This window comes from Enhydrobacter aerosaccus (assembly GCF_900167455.1).
GTDB lineage: Bacteria > Pseudomonadota > Alphaproteobacteria > Reyranellales > Reyranellaceae > Reyranella > Reyranella aerosaccus.
Genome location: NZ_FUWJ01000001.1, coordinates 943,425 through 959,194 on the forward strand (window position 1 = coordinate 943,425; position 15,770 = coordinate 959,194).

Annotated in this window: 15 protein-coding genes; 6 read left to right on the forward strand and 9 right to left on the reverse strand. The window is 64.0% G+C overall.

Annotated elements, in window-relative coordinates; all coding sequences use genetic code 11:
• From B5D62_RS04420 to B5D62_RS04430, 3 genes are read right to left on the reverse strand one after another with little or no spacing between them, the layout of a single operon-like run.
• On the reverse strand, positions 1-1,074 hold the full coding sequence (locus B5D62_RS04420) for a 5-(carboxyamino)imidazole ribonucleotide synthase (RefSeq protein ID WP_085932574.1): 1,074 nt from the start codon (positions 1,072-1,074) through the stop codon (positions 1-3).
• Between the two features lie 4 nt (positions 1,075-1,078).
• Positions 1,079-1,600, reverse strand: coding sequence for a 5-(carboxyamino)imidazole ribonucleotide mutase (gene purE / locus B5D62_RS04425; RefSeq protein ID WP_085932575.1), 522 nt, complete (start codon positions 1,598-1,600; stop codon positions 1,079-1,081).
• 19 nt (positions 1,601-1,619) lie between these two features.
• Entirely contained in the window at positions 1,620-1,844 is a 225-nt protein-coding gene (locus B5D62_RS04430; RefSeq protein ID WP_085932576.1) for a YdcH family protein, read from the reverse strand.
• 91 nt (positions 1,845-1,935) lie between these two features.
• Here B5D62_RS04430 and B5D62_RS04435 point away from each other — a divergent pair, with 91 nt between their 5' ends.
• Complete coding sequence (locus B5D62_RS04435; protein WP_085932577.1) at positions 1,936-2,493, forward strand: TIGR02444 family protein; 558 nt, start codon at positions 1,936-1,938, stop codon at positions 2,491-2,493.
• 1 nt (position 2,494) lies between these two features.
• On the opposite strand, the gene B5D62_RS04440 is transcribed toward B5D62_RS04435, so the two are convergent.
• A complete protein-coding gene (locus tag B5D62_RS04440) occupies positions 2,495-3,061 on the reverse strand; it encodes a UbiX family flavin prenyltransferase (RefSeq protein ID WP_085933525.1) in 567 nt (188 codons plus the stop codon).
• Between the two features lie 114 nt (positions 3,062-3,175).
• On the opposite strand from B5D62_RS04440, the gene B5D62_RS04445 reads away from it, so the two are divergent.
• Positions 3,176-3,352 carry a YdcH family protein gene (locus B5D62_RS04445; protein WP_085932578.1) on the forward strand — a complete coding sequence of 59 codons (177 nt, stop codon included), beginning with the start codon at positions 3,176-3,178 and terminating at the stop codon, positions 3,350-3,352.
• A 138-nt stretch (positions 3,353-3,490) separates the two neighbouring features.
• Here the strand turns inward: B5D62_RS04445 and B5D62_RS04450 are convergent, their stop codons facing one another.
• Together B5D62_RS04450 and B5D62_RS04455 are read right to left on the reverse strand one after the other, a co-directional pair.
• The gene (locus B5D62_RS04450; protein ID WP_085932579.1) at positions 3,491-4,798 is read right to left on the reverse strand and encodes an SrfA family protein; all 1,308 of its coding nucleotides are present in this window, start codon (positions 4,796-4,798) and stop codon (positions 3,491-3,493) included.
• An 81-nt stretch (positions 4,799-4,879) separates the two neighbouring features.
• Positions 4,880-6,745 (reverse strand): acyl-CoA synthetase, encoded by a 1,866-nt coding sequence (locus B5D62_RS04455; RefSeq protein ID WP_085932580.1) that lies wholly within the window; start codon positions 6,743-6,745, stop codon positions 4,880-4,882.
• A gap of 76 nt (positions 6,746-6,821) precedes the next feature.
• On the opposite strand from B5D62_RS04455, the gene B5D62_RS04460 reads away from it, so the two are divergent.
• Both B5D62_RS04460 and B5D62_RS04465 read left to right on the forward strand, forming a co-directional pair.
• On the forward strand, positions 6,822-8,741 hold the full coding sequence (locus B5D62_RS04460; protein WP_085932581.1) for a propionyl-CoA synthetase: 1,920 nt from the start codon (positions 6,822-6,824) through the stop codon (positions 8,739-8,741).
• 71 nt (positions 8,742-8,812) lie between these two features.
• On the forward strand, positions 8,813-10,327 hold the full coding sequence (locus B5D62_RS04465) for a 3-hydroxyacyl-CoA dehydrogenase (protein WP_085932582.1): 1,515 nt from the start codon (positions 8,813-8,815) through the stop codon (positions 10,325-10,327).
• A 57-nt stretch (positions 10,328-10,384) separates the two neighbouring features.
• On the opposite strand, the gene B5D62_RS04470 is transcribed toward B5D62_RS04465, so the two are convergent.
• The 3 genes from B5D62_RS04470 to B5D62_RS04480 form a co-directional block, all read right to left on the reverse strand.
• Positions 10,385-11,152 carry an FkbM family methyltransferase gene (locus tag B5D62_RS04470; RefSeq protein ID WP_085932583.1) on the reverse strand — a complete coding sequence of 256 codons (768 nt, stop codon included), beginning with the start codon at positions 11,150-11,152 and terminating at the stop codon, positions 10,385-10,387.
• A gap of 117 nt (positions 11,153-11,269) precedes the next feature.
• Positions 11,270-12,514, reverse strand: coding sequence for an MgtC/SapB family protein (locus B5D62_RS04475; RefSeq protein ID WP_139373718.1), 1,245 nt, complete (start codon positions 12,512-12,514; stop codon positions 11,270-11,272).
• Positions 12,515-12,535: 21 nt separating this feature from the next.
• Positions 12,536-12,976: a hypothetical protein gene (locus tag B5D62_RS04480; RefSeq protein WP_085932584.1), complete on the reverse strand. Its 441-nt coding sequence runs from the start codon at positions 12,974-12,976 to the stop codon at positions 12,536-12,538.
• 248 nt (positions 12,977-13,224) lie between these two features.
• Here B5D62_RS04480 and B5D62_RS04485 point away from each other — a divergent pair, with 248 nt between their 5' ends.
• Positions 13,225-14,364 (forward strand): acyl-CoA dehydrogenase family protein, encoded by a 1,140-nt coding sequence (locus B5D62_RS04485; protein ID WP_269435078.1) that lies wholly within the window; start codon positions 13,225-13,227, stop codon positions 14,362-14,364.
• Positions 14,365-14,515: 151 nt separating this feature from the next.
• Complete coding sequence (locus B5D62_RS04490) at positions 14,516-15,727, forward strand: acetyl-CoA C-acetyltransferase (protein ID WP_085932586.1); 1,212 nt, start codon at positions 14,516-14,518, stop codon at positions 15,725-15,727.
• Positions 15,728-15,770: the final 43 nt, after the last annotated feature.

Genomic DNA, 15,770 nt, shown 5'->3' on the forward strand with positions numbered 1-15,770 from the left:
CTATTCCTGCGGCACCGTCACATAGGTGACGTGGCCCATCTTGCGGCCGGGCCGCGCTTTGCCTTTGCCGTAGAGATGCAAGCGCGCCGTGGGCTCGGCGACGTAGCGGGCCCAGTCGTCGGCTTCGGGACCGATCAGGTTGACCATGCGCGATGGCGCCAGGATGTCGACGGCTCCAAGCGGAAGACCGCAGATCGCGCGCACGAGCTGCTCGAATTGGCTGGTGGCGCAGGCATCGAGCGTCCAATGGCCGGAATTGTGGGGGCGGGGTGCCATTTCGTTGGCGAGCACCTTGCCGTCGCTGGTCACGAACATCTCGAGCGCGACCAGGCCGACGAGATCCAGCTTCTCGGCCAGCTGAAGACCATAGCGCTCGGCAATGGTGAGCGTCTCCGCCGGCAGGCCCGAGGGCACCGTGGTGGTGCGCAGGATGCCGTCGCGGTGATCGTTCAGGCCGATGGGAAAACAACGCGCCTGGCCGTCGAGGCCGCGCGCGACGATTGCCGAGACCTCGCAGTCGAAATCGACCAGCACCTCGAGGATGCATTCGCGGCGGCCGAGCCTGTTCCAGGCTGATGCGAGGTCTTCCCGGCTCGAAACCCGGGCCTGCCCCTTGCCGTCATAGCCCTCGGTGCAGGTCTTCAGGATGCCGGGAAAGGCCGTGGCACTGGCGACGTCCGCTTCGGTGCGGATGGGCTGGTAGTCCGCCGTGCCGAGACCGGAGTCGCGGAAGAATGCCTTCTCGCGCAGGCGATGTTGCGCGACGAACAGCGGGGCAGTTCCGGGGCGCACCGGCTTGTACCGGGCACACATGGCGACCGTGCTTTCCGGCACGTTCTCGAACTCGTAGGTGATGACATCGACCTTGGCCGCGAACCGGCCGAGGGCGTCTCCGTCGTCATAGGCTCCCTGGACATAGCCCGCTGAGACGTCGGCTGCGATCGAATGCGCCTCGGGAGCAAAGACGACGGTTCGATAGCCAAGCCGGGCCGCGGCCATCGCGGTCATCCGACCCAATTGGCCCCCGCCCAGGATGCCAATGGTCGATCCGGGAGGCAGAATCTGTCCGGCCATGCCTCTATCGCTGCTCGGGCGGGGTATCCGACGGGGCGTCGGCGACCGCCTCGGTCTGGCGTAGCCGCCAGCGCTCGACTGCTGCCATGATCTTGGCGTCGCCAAGACCGACGATGGAGGCTGCCAGAAGCGCCGAATTGATGGCCCCTGACTTGCCGATGGCCAGTGTGCCGACGGGGATTCCGGCCGGCATCTGGACAATGGAAAGAAGGCTATCCATGCCTTTGAGGGCAGCACTCTCGACTGGCACGCCCAGCACCGGCAAAGGCGTCATGGAGGCTGTCATGCCCGGCAAGTGGGCGGCGCCACCGGCTCCGGCGATGATGGCTTTCAACCCGCGCTCCTTGGCGCCCGAGGCGTAGGCCACCAGCCGTTTCGGCGTCCGATGCGCGGACACGATGCGGGCCTCGTAAGGGACACCGAGAGTGTCGAGGGTCTCGGCGGCATGGCGCATGGTCGCCCAGTCCGACTGGCTTCCCATGATCAGGCCCACCAGCGGGCGGCGTTTGGCGGAGATTTTTGCCATTTGGTCTTGGAAAATGTCTTCAGGCGATGATGTCGGGGATGAGTTGGCTTTCCAACCTGGTGATCTGGTCCTTCAGCCCAAGCTTCCGTTTCTTGAGGCGCTGAAGCTGGAGTTGGTCAAAGGGAGCCTTCTCGATCAGGCGATCGATCACCTCGTCGAGATCTCGATGCTCGCTTCGCAACGTCTCCAGCTTGGCCTTGAGGGCTTCGGCATCCTGAGGTTCCGATGGCACGTCGTCGTTCATGCTTCAGCGCACTCGTCCCGGCGGGCTAGCCACGTGGATGCGGGCCGTGTACCCCTTCGGCCGCCCAAAGGGAAGCGCATAACCCCACGCCATGTCAGACTTCCTACCTCACCCATTCTGGAATTTCTCCCTCGAACTTTATGCCAGCGAGGGCGTGGCGCCAGCTTGCCTGGATCTTCAGGATCGCCGCGGCTGCGACGTCAATATCCTGCTTTTCTGCTGTTGGTTGGGAGCGTCGGGGCGGCCGACCCTGACGGCGGACAGGCTGAAGAGCATCCTGGCCGTGAGCGACCGGTGGCAGGCCGACGTCGTGCGCCCCCTGCGCCAGGTCAGGAAAGCCCTCAAGGAGCGGTCCTGGAGCGAAACGCTCCCGGAGACCGTAGACGCGGCCCGGCGCAGGGTTGCAGAGGCCGAACTGGCCGCCGAGCATGCCGAACAGCTGACGCTCGTCTCTTTGCACGGCCCGCCGGCGGATCGCGATCGTCCGGCCGAGCAGCGCCTACGGGCTGCCGTCGGCAATCTTGGCGTCTATGCAGTGTGTCTGGGGGTCGTTCCGGACAAGCACGACCGTGTCGCTGTGGCTCAATTGATGGCGGCAACGTTCCCGAGCCTCTTGAAGGAGGAGGTCGACCGCGCCATCGGCCTCTAGCTCATTCTCTCCAACGCTTCACCCTGCCGCTCTCGAGATCGAAAAGATCCAGGATCCGGCCGACCGTGTGGTCGATGAGATCGTCGAGCGACTGGGGTCGATTGTAGAAGGCGGGTACCGATGGAGCGATAATCGCGCCCATTTCGGCGAGCGTCGTCATATTGCGCAGATGAATCGCATGAAGTGGCGTTTCGCGGGCAACCAAGACCAATTTGCGGCGTTCTTTCAGCACGACGTCGGCGGCTCGCGTCAGCAAATTGCTGGTGATGCCGTGGGCGATTTCGCTGAGACTGCGCATAGAGCAGGGCGACACGATCATTCCGATGGTCCGGTATGACCCACTCGAAATCGCAGCGGCGAGATCGTCAATTCTATATGCCACATCCGCGAGCCGCCGCACGTCGTCCACCTTGAAATCAGTCTCATGCGCGAGCGTCACCTCCGCGGTCCGCGTCATGACGAGGTGAGTTTCCAACGGCAACGATTGCAGTGTCTGCAATAAACGAACGCCATAGATCACGCCTGATGCGCCGGAGATGCCGACGATCAGCCTTGGACGGTCAACCATATTGACCATTCTAGCCTACTTTTGCACAGGGCGGCGACGGCGACCGATTTGGCCGTGACTTGGCCATCGGACGGAGTCAGAGTTTTTGTGTCTGCAATCAGCTCGGAGGTGTCTATGAGTGCCGTAGATCACATCGAAGCGTTGAAGGCCAAGCATGCGATGCTCGAGCATGCGATCAGCGAAGAGAACGCGCGTCCGCAGCCCGATGACGACGCGATCTGCAGCCTCAAGAAGCGGAAACTGCAGATCAAGGACGAGATCACGCGACTCAAGCGAGTGACGTCGCACTAGCCGCATTCCCCCAAAGCGACAATCAGGCACCGCGGTGCTGTTTACGGCAGCGCCGCGCGCGGGCGGGCGCAAGCACAATGACGGCTGCGACTCGGGTGCGCCCGTCCCCATTGTGCGTTTGCCGCTCGCCCCGCGCGATCAATTCAACTTGTGCAGATTGACGGTCCAGGAGGTTGGGCCAAACGCGCCGCGCGAATAGCCACTGCACTGCGCCACGTTGTCCGCACCACGCTGGCAGACCAGTTGGTCGGCATACCAGTGCGAACCGTCGTTGCAGGTTGTATCGGAGTCGTGCAACCGCAGGGTCGAGCCATCGAAACGAGCCTGAGCGCTGGTCCGACAAGCAGTGCGCCCGCTGCGCCATTCGAGTTGACCGTAGCCGCTGGAATCGAAGCAGTAGGACGAGACTCCGGGCTGGAGCTGAACCAGTTCGTGGCGGAACTGGTCGCTTCGCCAGCAGCCCTGCAAGAAGGAAAAGTCCCGTGTCGGCCCGCTCGGCAGGCGCAGTCGGTTATCACGCGGCCGTTGCGGTTCCGGCGGTGCAGGCGGGGGAGCAGGCTTGGGTGGTGGGGGAGCGACCGCGACCTGGGGAGGTTTGGGCGCCGGGGGCGGTTCCGGCGGCTTGCACGCGGCGACGCGCTTCTTCAATTCGCCTTCGATGGCCGCCAGCTCGACCTGCAAGGCCTTGGCGCGCGCCTGCTCCTGAGACAGCGATGCCTTGAGAATGGGCCTGCGATCGGCGGGAGCTGCAGGCACTTGCACGGCTGCCGTACTCTCCTTGGTCGCCAGGGCGACGAACGGGCTGGTGGGCAGCCAATTCCGCAGGACCCAGATCGTTCCAAGCAGCAACGCCAACAATGGCAGCGCCAGCAGGAGTGCGCGGCCCCAGGGAATTGTCCGCGGCGGCGGTGGCAATACCGGGCGGGGCGCGAAGGCCTGAAGCGGGGGAGGTTCCAGTACCGATTGACGGACTGGAGTGCGCAGCAACGCAGTCGGCAACAGTCCCTGGGCGGCTTCCTTCTCATAACCCCAGCAAACGACGACAGGCCGGTCGCCGACCAGGAAGACGAAGGATTCGTCCGGTCGGCGGGCGGCGAGTTGCAGCGAGCGGCCGATGACATCGCCGTCGCCTCTCGTCGACAGGATCTGGCCCAGTCTTCCAACTTCGATCAACCCGCGATCGACCTGGGAAAGAACATCGCCACGTTGTCGGGGGTCGAGATCGACCAGGCGTCGCACCGGCCCCGGCCAGTTCGCGTACCAGTCGATGCCCTTGCCGTCGGCATGGAGCTGCGGCTCGGCCAGCAGGTCCGCGACCGTGTCGCCCAAGCGATGACGCACGATGCGGATGAGCTGGATTGCCGAATTGTGCAGCGGCTGGCCGCGCACGCCCAAGGGGCGAACGCCGCTCAGCGTCGTGACGACAAGCGTACTCTGGCCGGACATACCGGACCTAGATTAGCCGGTCGATTGTGGCGGTGCGATGGTGCCGGATCGGCGGCGAGCCTACGCGACAGAGCGACCGGTTCACACCGCCTTCGCCCAGTCGCGCAGCACGAACTTCTGCACCTTGCCCGTCGATGTCATGGGGAGGTCGCGGAAAACGATGTGACGCGGGCATTTGAAATGCGCCAGGTTCGCGCGGCAATGCGCCACGATCTCCTCGGCCGTCGCTGATGCGCCCGGCTTCAGGACAACGAAGGCGCAGGGAGTCTCCCCCCATTTCTCGTCCGGCTTGGCCACCACCGCGACATTGGCCACGGCCGGATGCTTGATGATCACGCCTTCGACTTCGATGGTCGAGATGTTCTCGCCGCCGGAGATGATGATGTCCTTGGAACGGTCGCGAAGCTCGAGATAGCCGTCGGCATGCAGCACGCCGAGATCGCCGGAATGGAACCAGCCACCGTCGAAGGCTTCCCGGGTGGCATTCGGGTTCTTGAGGTATCCCTTCATGACGAGATTGCCGCGGAACATGACCTCGCCCATGGTCTTCCCGTCGCGCGGCACCGCCTGCATGGTGGTTGGATCCATGACGGTAACGCCGTCCTCGGCGGCGTAGCGCACGCCCTGCCGGGCCTTGAGGCTGGCCCGCGTTCCGGAATCGAGCGCATCCCATTCCGGATGCCACGAACAGATGGTCGCGGGCCCGTAAACCTCTGTCAGGCCATAGACGTGCGTGACGCGGAAGTTTTCCTTCTCCAACGCCTCCAGCACCGCGGCAGGCGGTGGCGCGGCTGCTGTCATGAATTCGACGCGGCGCTTCAGCGGGCGGCGATCCGCCGGCCCCGCTCCGATGATGAACTGCATGATGATCGGCGCGCCGCACATATGCGTCACGTCGTGATCGGCCAACGCATCGAAGATCGTCTTGGCGGAGGCCCGCCTCAGGCACACCGACGTGCCGGCGACCAGGGCCAGGGTCCAGGGGAAGCACCAGCCATTGCAGTGGAACATCGGCAGCGTCCACAGGTAGACGGGGTGCAGGCCCATCGCCCACTGCGTGGCGTTGCCATAGGCGGACAGGGTGGCGCCGCGGTGATGATAGACCACGCCCTTCGGATTGCCCGTCGTGCCGGACGTGTAGTTGAGGGAGATCGCGTTCCACTCGTCGGCAGGATAGTCCCAGGCGTAATCGGCATCGCCGGTGGCGAGGAATTCCTCGTAGGTCGTATCGCCGATCTGGCCGCGATCGTCGCATTCGGGATCGTCGATATCGACGACCAGAGGATGCACCTTGCAGAGACCGAGTGCCTCGGTCATCACGCGGTGATATTCGCGGTCGACCAGCAGGACCTTGGTCTCGCTGTGGTCGAGGATGAAAGCGATCATCGCGGCATCGAGGCGCGTGTTGAGCGAATTGAGAACGGCACCCGCCATCGGCACGCCGAAATGCGCCTCGTACATTTCGGGAATGTTCGGAGCCATGATGGCGACAGTGTCGCCAACGCCGATGCCGACATTCTCCAACGCCGAAGCGAGCTGGCGGCAGCGGGCGTAAGTCTCGGCCCAGCTCTGGCGCCGCGGCCCATGGATCAGCGCCACATGGTCGGGATAGACGCTCGCACTGCGCTCCAGGAACTGCAGGGGGGTAAGGGGCGCGTAGTTGGCGCCGGTCTTCTCGAGATCGCGCTCGTAGATATTGTGATTGAGCGTGGGCGTCTTGTGCGGCGCGGGGCGCGCCGCGGGAACGCGGGCAACCGAGGGACGGTTCTTTACCGGACGCCGCAGCGCCGGGCGCAACGCGGGCTTGCCGGCCTGCGCTTTCTTGGCAGCGGCTTTCGTTCCGCGGCCAGCCGGTTTCGCGGCCGGCTTCTTGGTCTTGGTAACCTTGCGCTTCGGCGGCCGCTTCGCCTTGCCCTTGCCGCTGCTCTTCCCCTTGCCCTTGGCCATGCGCGTTCCCTGTCAGAGCCCTTGTCAGTCACTCAATCCTAGCGCATCAAACGCGTCAGGAGGAGGGAGGAAGAACATGGCAGTCGGCGATATCTATCGGGCCGTTCATGCCCGCTCGTTGAAGGATCCGGAAGGCTTCTGGGCAGAGCAGGCGCAGGCGATCGACTGGGGCAAGCGCTGGGACAAGGTGCTCGATTCGTCCCGGGCGCCGTTCTATCGCTGGTTTGCCGGTGGCAAGCTCAATGCCTGTCACAATGCGCTGGACCGCCATGTCGAGGGCGCCCCGGGGAGCAACAGGGCCGACCAGACCGCCCTGATCTATGATTCGCCGGTCACCGGGACCAAGAAGAGCTTTACTTATCGGGAGCTGCGCGATCGGGTGGCGAAGCTCGCGGGTGCGATTGCGTCGCAAGGCGTTGCCAAGGGCGACCGCGTGATCATCTACATGCCGATGATTCCGGAAGCAGTGATGGCGATGCTGGCCTGTGCCCGCCTGGGCGCCGTGCATTCGGTCGTGTTCGGTGGCTTTGCCGCCAAGGAGCTGGCCAGCCGCATCGACGATTGCCAGCCGAAGCTCATCCTGACGGCCTCCTGCGGCATCGAGCCGGCTCGCGTGGTGCATTACAAGCCGATGATCGACCAGGCCGTCGAGATGGCCCGGCACAAGGTGTCGAAGGTGGTCGTCTTCCAGCGCCCACAGGCCGAGGCGACCATGATCGAGGGCCGCGACGTCGACTGGAACGAGGCGGTCGCGGCGGCGACGCCGCACGGCTGTGTGTCGGTACAGGCGACGGATCCGCTCTACATCCTCTATACCTCCGGCACGACAGGTTTCCCCAAGGGCGTGGTGCGCGACACCGGCGGCTACTGCGTGGCTCTCCAGTGGACCATGAAGAACCTGTATGGGGTGAAGCCGGGCGAGGTCTATTGGTGTGCCTCGGATATCGGCTGGGTCGTAGGCCACAGCTATATCGTCTATGGACCGTTGATCTACGGCGCCACGACCATCCTGTACGAAGGCAAGCCTGTCGGCACGCCCGATGCCGGTGCCTTCTGGCGCGTGATCTCCGAACATAAGGCCGTGGCGCTGTTCACCGCTCCGACCGCTTTCCGCGCCATCAAGCGCGAGGATCCCGAGGGCAAGCTCCTGAAGAAGTACGATCTCTCGAGTTTCCGGACCTTGTTCCTGGCCGGGGAGCGTGGAGACCCGCCGACGGTACAATGGGCCCAGAAGCTTCTCGGCGTGCCGGTGGTCGACCATTGGTGGCAGACCGAGACCGGGTGGTCGATCTGCGGCAACTTCGTCGGCCTCGAGCCGATGCCGATCAAGCCGGGTTCGACGTCCGTGCCGGCGCCCGGTTGGCATCTCGATGTGCTGGACGAGAACGGGCATCCGATGAAGCCGGGCGAGGTCGGCGCTCTGGCCGGCAAGCTGCCGCTGCCGCCGGGCACGTTTCCGACGCTGTGGAATGCCGATGAGCGGTTCAAGCAGGCCTATCTCACGGAGTTTCCGGGTTACTACAAGACCGGTGACGCGGGCTTCATCGATCAGGAGGGCTATGTCTCAGTCATGACCCGCGTCGATGACGTGATCAATGTCGCGGGCCATCGTCTGTCCACCGGGCAAATCGAGGAAGTGCTGGGCGCGCACAACGATGTCGCCGAGTGCGCGGTCATCGGCGTGGCCGATGAGCTGAAGGGGCAGGTGCCGCTCGGCTTCCTGGTCCTGAAATCCGGAGTGAACAGGCCGCACGAGGAGATCAGGAACGAGGTCGTGCAGATGGTGCGCGATCGGATTGGTCCCGTTGCCTTCTTCAAGAGTGCCTTGGTCGTGCAACGCTTGCCCAAGACCCGCTCCGGCAAGATCCTCCGCGGCACGATCCAGAAGATGGCCGACAACCAACCCTGGACCATGCCCGCGACGATCGAGGACCCGGTCGTGCTGGACGAGATCGAGGGTGGATTGAAGTCGGCGGGCTATGCGGCGAAGACCTGATCGTTTTTCGAACAGCGATGTTCAGGTTTTTGTGTGAAGTTTGATTGAGTAAGGACGGAAGGAATTAGGGTATGACGCTCGACATAAATCGATCGGATCTTTGCGTGGGCATCGTCGGCACTGGCGCGATGGGGCGGGGGATCGCGCAGGTCACCGCGCAAGGCGGCATGAAGGCGATCATGTTCGATGCGGCCCCCGGTGGCGCGGCCAAGGCGAAAGCCGCCATCGTCGACACCCTGAAGGGCCTGGTCGCGAAGGGACGGCTGACAGATCCCGACGTTGCCAAGGCGGAAGGCAATCTTGACGTCGCAGACACGATCGAGGCGCTGAAGGGCTGCCACATCGTGGTCGAAGCCGTATTCGAGAATCTCGAGGTGAAGCAGAAGCTGTTCGGCGAGCTCGAGGCCGTTGTGGCGCCAGAGACCATCCTGGCCTCGAATACCTCGTCGATCCGCATCGCCTCGATCGCCCGCTCGCTCAAACATCGCGATCGCGTGTGCGGCATGCACTACTTCAATCCGGTGCCGCTGATGAAACTGGTCGAGGTGATCCGCGCCGCGGATACCGCGCCGTGGGTGATCGATGCCATGGTGGCGCTGGGCAAGCGCCAGACGCGCGTGCCGGTCGTGGTCGGCGATACGCCTGGCTTCCTGGTCAATCTCGGCGGCACGGCCATCGGCACCGAGGGACTTCGCATCTATCAGGAAGGCCGGGCCACGGTCAGCCAGATCGACGCCGTCATGCGCGACACCTGCGGCTTCCGCATGGGGCCCTTCGAGTTGATGGATCTCACGGGCATCGATGTCAATTTCCCGGCGCGCAAGATCATCTACGAAGGCTTCTTCCACGATCGGCGGATGACCCCGAGCCCGTATCACGAAAGCCTCTATGCCGCCGGCAAGCTCGGCCGCAAGACCGGCGGCGGCTGGTACGCCTACGATGCCAAGGGCAACAAGGTCGATCCCGGCGCGGATCACGTGCCCTCGGTGGTCCCCGCGGCAAATGTCGTGGTGATGGACAGCCACAACGAAAAGCTGGTCGGTCTCGTCCTCGCTTCGGGCGCTAAGGCGCTCGCTGTCGATGACGGCAAGAGCCCGATCCTCGTGGCTCCGGTCGGCAAGGATTGCACGACGGTCGCGGTCGAGCGCGGGCTCGATCCGCGGCGCACCGTGGCGGTCGATCTTACCGGCGATATCGCCAAGCGCCTCACCATCATGACGGCACCGGGCGCCGACGACCTCGTCCGGGATGCGGCAGCCGCCATCCTGGCGCGCTCGGGGGCCAAGGTGACGCTCATCAAGGATTCGCCGGGCTTCATCGCCCAGCGCATGTGTTCGATGATCGCCAATCTCGGCTGCGAGATGGCCATGATCGGCATCGCCTCGGCAGCCGACGTCGACACCGCCATGACGCTGGGGCTCAACTATCCGCGCGGTCCGCTGGCCCTCGCCGATTGGCTCGGCGTCAAGGAGTGCCACGAGATCCTCGTCCAGCTTCAGGCCATCACCGGCGACGACCGCTATCGTCCGAGCCAGTGGCTGCGGCGCCGGGCCATGCTCGGGATGAGCGCGACGACGCCGGAATAAGACCAGGCACGTTGGCCGCAGTGAGACAAGCCTGTGTCCGCTGCGGCCGGATCGGGATCAATCGTAGTAAATGTCCGGCGCAATCGTTGCGCTGAGCCGCTTTTCCGCGACTGCATCGCGGCTGACGAACAAGGGCTTGTACCGGTTCCCGCGTCCTTCGCCGAAGTGTACCGGTATGAAGCGGCAATCGAGGAGCGAGAGGATATTGGCGAGCGCCAGCGACGAATGCACTTCGAGGAAGATGGCGTCCACCCGGTGGAGCATCGGATCCAGTGCCCGAAGCAAGGAAAGCTCGTGTCCTTCCGTATCGATCTTCAGGATATCGATACGGTTTCCCAGAGCGGAAATTTCCGCAAGCGCTGGCTTGAAGCGGACCACTTCGAAGTCTCCGGAATGATCGACGGTCCTCTTCGTCGACGCGGCGCCTTGGCCATAGTAGGGCGCCAGCCAGATGGTTGCCTCCTGTTCGCTCTTTGCGAGTCCATACGGTCTGACCACGACCGAGGCATCACCTTTGAAATTGCGCTCCAGCAACGCCACGTTGACCGAAAGCGGCTCGAATGCGTGGATGATTGCCGCCGGGTAGTGGGAGCGCATCAAGGCGCTGAACATGCCCACATGTGCGCCGATGTCGACAACGAGGGAGACCTTGTCGAAGTCGATCTTCGTCAGATCATACTCCGACAGTTGAATGATCTCGTGCGCTTCCCTGGCGAAGTTCGTGGGGACAGAATAGCGTATATTGCGCCCGTCAACCTTGACCTTGATACGGCTCTCGGCTTGGTTGTTTCCGAAGAGCCCGCGCAACTTTCCTAAGAAATCCATTCGGCCGCTATAGGCGATTGGTTATCCTGAAAGCAACCAGATGCTTCAACTGCCAGTAGAAGTTGCGTCCAAGGCGCAATTGCACGGCTGTAGCAGTGCGGGTTGGCATCCGGAAGTCTAGATCAACACCAGTCCCACCCAGGCGGCGGCGATGACCAGGATCAGTCCGGGAATCACAGAAAGGGCGAAGGAGCGGCCGCCCTTCGTCGCCGCGAAGACGATCTTGGTGGCGGTGTTGGTGGAGAGAGCGGCCAGGATGGGGATGACGGCGGCATGAGCCGTCATCTCTCCTGCCGAAACCAAAGAGGCGACCGATACGGCTGCCGCATGCGTGTCGGCGAATCCGCCAGCGGCGGCGGCGATCAGGGTTCCAGTCGAGCCGAACCAGTGCTGGAAGGCCGCGAGGGCGAGATTGATGGTGCCGAGACTGGCCGCGAAGACCAGGGCCGAGAACAGGCTGAAGGCGCGCCCGGGACGATAGGCGCTTTCCGTTGCCTCGTGCATCGAACGGGTCGTGAAGAAAACGCCGTACGCGATAGCGACGATGCCGGCGCAGGCAAGAGGAAGGGCCAAGGTCCTGAGGACGGCCAGGTTCGTGGCTGCAAGCAGGACGGCCATCTGAACGATGGTCGCGACCGTGGAGAGCACCGCGCCGGCCACGGCCGATTTCAGCATGGCGGGAGCCTGGATGACCCGCTCGCCCATCGCGCCGATGGTGGCGATGCTGGAGATGAAACCGGAAGCGAGGCCGGCCAGAGGCAGGCCGAAGCGGGCACCGGCGATGCGTATCATCACGTAGCCGATCGTGCTGACGCCCATGATCAGGATGACGATGATCCACAGCGTATGGAGATTGAGCGCACCATACGGCCCGATCGGACGATCCGGCAGCAGCGGCAGGACGACGAGTGTCGCGCCGGCGAAGATCATGATGTCGCGAACGTCTTCCTCCGAAAGGATCGAACGGACGAAGCCATGCAACGGCGAGCGGGCATGAAGCAGTCCCGCCACGAGCGCGCCGAGACCCGCGGCCAGGGCCGGCTCCCGCGGCGCGAGTCCACCCAGCACGGTCGTCAGGACCAACGTGATCTCGGTGGTAATGCCTGGATCGTCGTCTCGGGTCCGCCAATAGGAAAGACCGGCCAGCAGGATCACGCCCAGGGTCACAGTCACAAGCAACAGCTCGCCACCGGCCGCGATGGCGACAGCGCCAGCCATGGACGCGACGGCGAATGTTCGAAGCCCGGCTGCGGCGCGGGACGGTCCTTCGCCCTTGCGCCGCTCGCGATCCGCTCCGATCAGCAGGCCAACGCCCAAGGCTACGGCGAGGCCGATGAGCAGTCGGTCGATGCCTGTTATCAAAGCGCGACGCCCTGATCGCCTTCAGTGCATGAAGGCGCTTTCCTCCATCGAGATCGAGGCGCGCAACCAGTTCCGCTCGACGGGACGGAAGCCGCCGCTCGGGCAGTGGAGCTGGGCGAGTGCTTCGTCCAGCCGGTCGACAATCAAGGGCGGCTGACCGCCCAGCACTTCCTGATAGGCCGCGAACAGCCGGGCCAGGGCTTTGAGATCGGCACGGGGCGTCACGAAGATCTGCCGGCGGCCGGGACATGGCTCGGGCCGCTGCGCCCAGTCGGCCAGGACCTTGATCGAGATGTCGAAGCTTTGGGTATCGCTGAAATCATAGATGCAGTCGCTCGGTGCCTCGACCGCGAGCAGGAGCATCGACGTCACGTCGAATTCGGCAAGGTCGCGCCGGCACACATGCCCATGGAAGTGGGCAACGACGACCTCGTGTGCGCGGTTGAATTGAAGGTCGAACATGGCGATTTGCCCCGAGCTAAGGTCGATACTCTAGGCCTTGATCTGGCTACGGCAATTGATCTTCATCAATCACCAACATTGCGTTCATCGCCGTTGCCGACCGTGCCTGGCCGCACAGAGGAAGGGGCTGGTTAGAGGTTGACCTTTACGTAAACGTAAACTACGTAACCACCACTGGCGCCCCCGGCGCCGCAAGCCCAAAGTCTGCGTCAAGACAGACATCCGACACCATAAAGAGGAATCGCCCAGTGACAGCCTTGGCTGCCCATTACACGCCCGAACACCAGATGTTCCGCGAGACCTGCCGGCGCTTTTTCGAGAAGGAAGTCGTGCCCTTCCACCTCAAGTGGGAGGAAGAAGGCATCGTGCCGCGTGAGTTGTGGCGCAAGGCGGGCGAGCAGGGCCTGCTCGGCGTGACCATGCCCGAAGCCTATGGCGGGGCCGGCGCCGACTTCCTCTACAGTGCCATCCTGATCGAGGAGCAGGGCCGCGCGATCGCCTCCGGTCCAGCCTTCTCGCTGCACAGCGACATCGTCGTGCCTTACCTGCTGCAGTACGGTACCGAGGAACAGAAGAAGAAGTGGATTCCCAAGGCCTGCTCGGGAGAGCTGGTCACGGCGATCGCCATGACCGAGCCTGGCACCGGCTCGGACCTGCAGTCGGTGAAGACCAATGCCGTCATGGACGGCAACCACTGGGTGATCAACGGCTCCAAGACCTTCATCAGCAACGGCCAGCTCGCCGACCTCGTGATCGTGGTCGCCAAGACCGATCCCAAGCTCGGCGCCAAGGGCACGTCGCTGATCGTCGTCGAGACCGATACGCCCGGCTTCAAGCGCGGTCGCAATCTCGAGAAGATCGGCATGAAGGCGCAGGACACGTCGGAACTGTTCTTCGACAATGTCCGGGTGCCGGCCGATCATCTGCTGGGCGGACCGGGCATGGGCTTCATCCAGCTCATGCAGCAACTGCCGCAGGAGCGGCTGGTCATCGCCATCCAGGCAATAGCCGCCATCGAGGCCGCCCTTTCGCATACGCTCGCCTACGTCAAGGAGCGCAAGGCGTTCGGCAAGGCGATCATCGATTTCCAGAACACCCGCTTCAAGCTGGCCGAGATCAAGACCAAGGCCCAGGTGGCGCGCGTGTTCGTCGACGACTGCGTGGCCCGCCATCTCAAGGGCGAGCTCGATGTCGCCACCGCCGCCATGGCCAAGTACTGGACCACCGACCTGCAGTGCGAGGTGATGGATCAGTGCCTGCAGTTCTTCGGCGGCTACGGCTACATGTGGGAGTATCCGATTGCGCGGCTCTATGCCGACAGCCGCGTGCAGAAGATCTATGGGGGCACCAACGAGATCATGAAGGAGCTCATTGGACGCACGCTTTGAGGCACCACCTCATCCTGAGGAGCGGCCGCAGGCCGCGTCTCGAAGGATGGGCAACACCAAGACTGAGGCCGACCCTTCGAGACGGCGCTGCGCGCCTCCTCAGGGTGAGGTCTTCGTGGTTCGCAGGGATTTTGAGTTAGGAGAAAGCACCATGACCGACGCATATATCTACGACGCCGTCCGCACGCCGCGTGGCAAGGGCCGCAAGGATGGCTCCCTGCACGAAGTGACGCCGATTCGGCTGGCGACCACGGTTCTGGAAGCGGTGCGTGACCGCAACAACCTCGACACCAAGCTGGTCGACGACGTGATCCTGGGCTGCGTGATGCCGGTGGGAGAGCAGGGCTCCGACATCGCCCGCGTCGCGGCGGTGCGTGCCGGCTTCGACGAGACGGTGCCCGGCGTGCAGGTCAACCGCTTCTGCGCCTCCGGTCTCGAGGCGACCAACATGGCCGCGGCCAAGGTGATGTCGGGCCAGAGCGAGGCGGCGATCGGCGGCGGTGTCGAGAGCATGAGCCGCGTGCCGATGGGCTCCGACGGCGGCGCCTGGCCGGTCGATCCGGCGGTGGCCATTCCGATGTACTTCCTGCCCCAGGGCATTTCGGCCGACGTGATCGCGACTAAGTACGGCATGAGCCGTGACGATGTCGACGCCTACGCGGTCGAATCGCAGAAGCGCGCCAAGGCCGCTTGGGATGCGGGCTATTTCAAGAAGTCGATCATCCCGGTCAAGGACCAGAACGGCGTCGAGCTTCTGAACCATGACGAGCTGATGCGTCCGCAGACCACCATGCAGACGTTGGCCGCGCTCGAGCCGAGCTTCAAGGTCCAGGGCGAGACGATGCCAGGCTTCGATGCCGTAGCGCTGCAGCGCTATCCCGAGATCGAGAAGGTGATCCACGTCCATCATGCCGGCAACTCGTCGGGCATCGTCGACGGCGCTTCGGCGATCCTGGTGGGCACCAAGGAGTTCGGCCAGAAGAACGGCCTCAAGCCGCGCGCCCGCATCCGCTCCTTCGCCTCGATCGGCTCGGAACCGGCGATCATGCTGACCGGCCCGGCGCCGTCCTCGGAGCGGGCGCTGAAGCGCGCCGGCATGAACGCCAAGGACATCGATCTGTTCGAGCTCAACGAGGCCTTCGCGGCCGTCGTGCTGCGCTACATGCAGATCCTCAAGGTCCCGCACGACAAGATGAACGTGAATGGCGGCGCCATCGCCATGGGCCATCCGCTGGGCGCCACCGGTGCGATGATCCTGGGCACGCTGCTCGACGAGCTGGAGCGACGCAACCTCTCGACCGGCCTGGCGACGCTGTGCGTCGGCGCCGGCATGGGCACCGCGACGATCATCGAGCGCGTCTGATCAGAGGAGCGCGCCACTCCAGTGGCGCATCTTCTTCGATCCA

Coding starts and splice junctions, on each gene's coding strand:
- B5D62_RS04420 (WP_085932574.1), bottom strand. CDS start 1,074: ATGGCCGGACAGATTCTGCCTCCCGGATCGACCATTGGCATCCTGGGC.
- purE (WP_085932575.1), bottom strand. CDS start 1,600: ATGGCAAAAATCTCCGCCAAACGCCGCCCGCTGGTGGGCCTGATCATG.
- B5D62_RS04430 (WP_085932576.1), bottom strand. CDS start 1,844: ATGAACGACGACGTGCCATCGGAACCTCAGGATGCCGAAGCCCTCAAG.
- B5D62_RS04435 (WP_085932577.1), top strand. CDS start 1,936: ATGTCAGACTTCCTACCTCACCCATTCTGGAATTTCTCCCTCGAACTT.
- B5D62_RS04440 (WP_085933525.1), bottom strand. CDS start 3,061: ATGGTTGACCGTCCAAGGCTGATCGTCGGCATCTCCGGCGCATCAGGC.
- B5D62_RS04445 (WP_085932578.1), top strand. CDS start 3,176: ATGAGTGCCGTAGATCACATCGAAGCGTTGAAGGCCAAGCATGCGATG.
- B5D62_RS04450 (WP_085932579.1), bottom strand. CDS start 4,798: ATGTCCGGCCAGAGTACGCTTGTCGTCACGACGCTGAGCGGCGTTCGC.
- B5D62_RS04455 (WP_085932580.1), bottom strand. CDS start 6,745: ATGGCCAAGGGCAAGGGGAAGAGCAGCGGCAAGGGCAAGGCGAAGCGG.
- B5D62_RS04460 (WP_085932581.1), top strand. CDS start 6,822: ATGGCAGTCGGCGATATCTATCGGGCCGTTCATGCCCGCTCGTTGAAG.
- B5D62_RS04465 (WP_085932582.1), top strand. CDS start 8,813: ATGACGCTCGACATAAATCGATCGGATCTTTGCGTGGGCATCGTCGGC.
- B5D62_RS04470 (WP_085932583.1), bottom strand. CDS start 11,152: ATGGATTTCTTAGGAAAGTTGCGCGGGCTCTTCGGAAACAACCAAGCC.
- B5D62_RS04480 (WP_085932584.1), bottom strand. CDS start 12,976: ATGTTCGACCTTCAATTCAACCGCGCACACGAGGTCGTCGTTGCCCAC.
- B5D62_RS04490 (WP_085932586.1), top strand. CDS start 14,516: ATGACCGACGCATATATCTACGACGCCGTCCGCACGCCGCGTGGCAAG.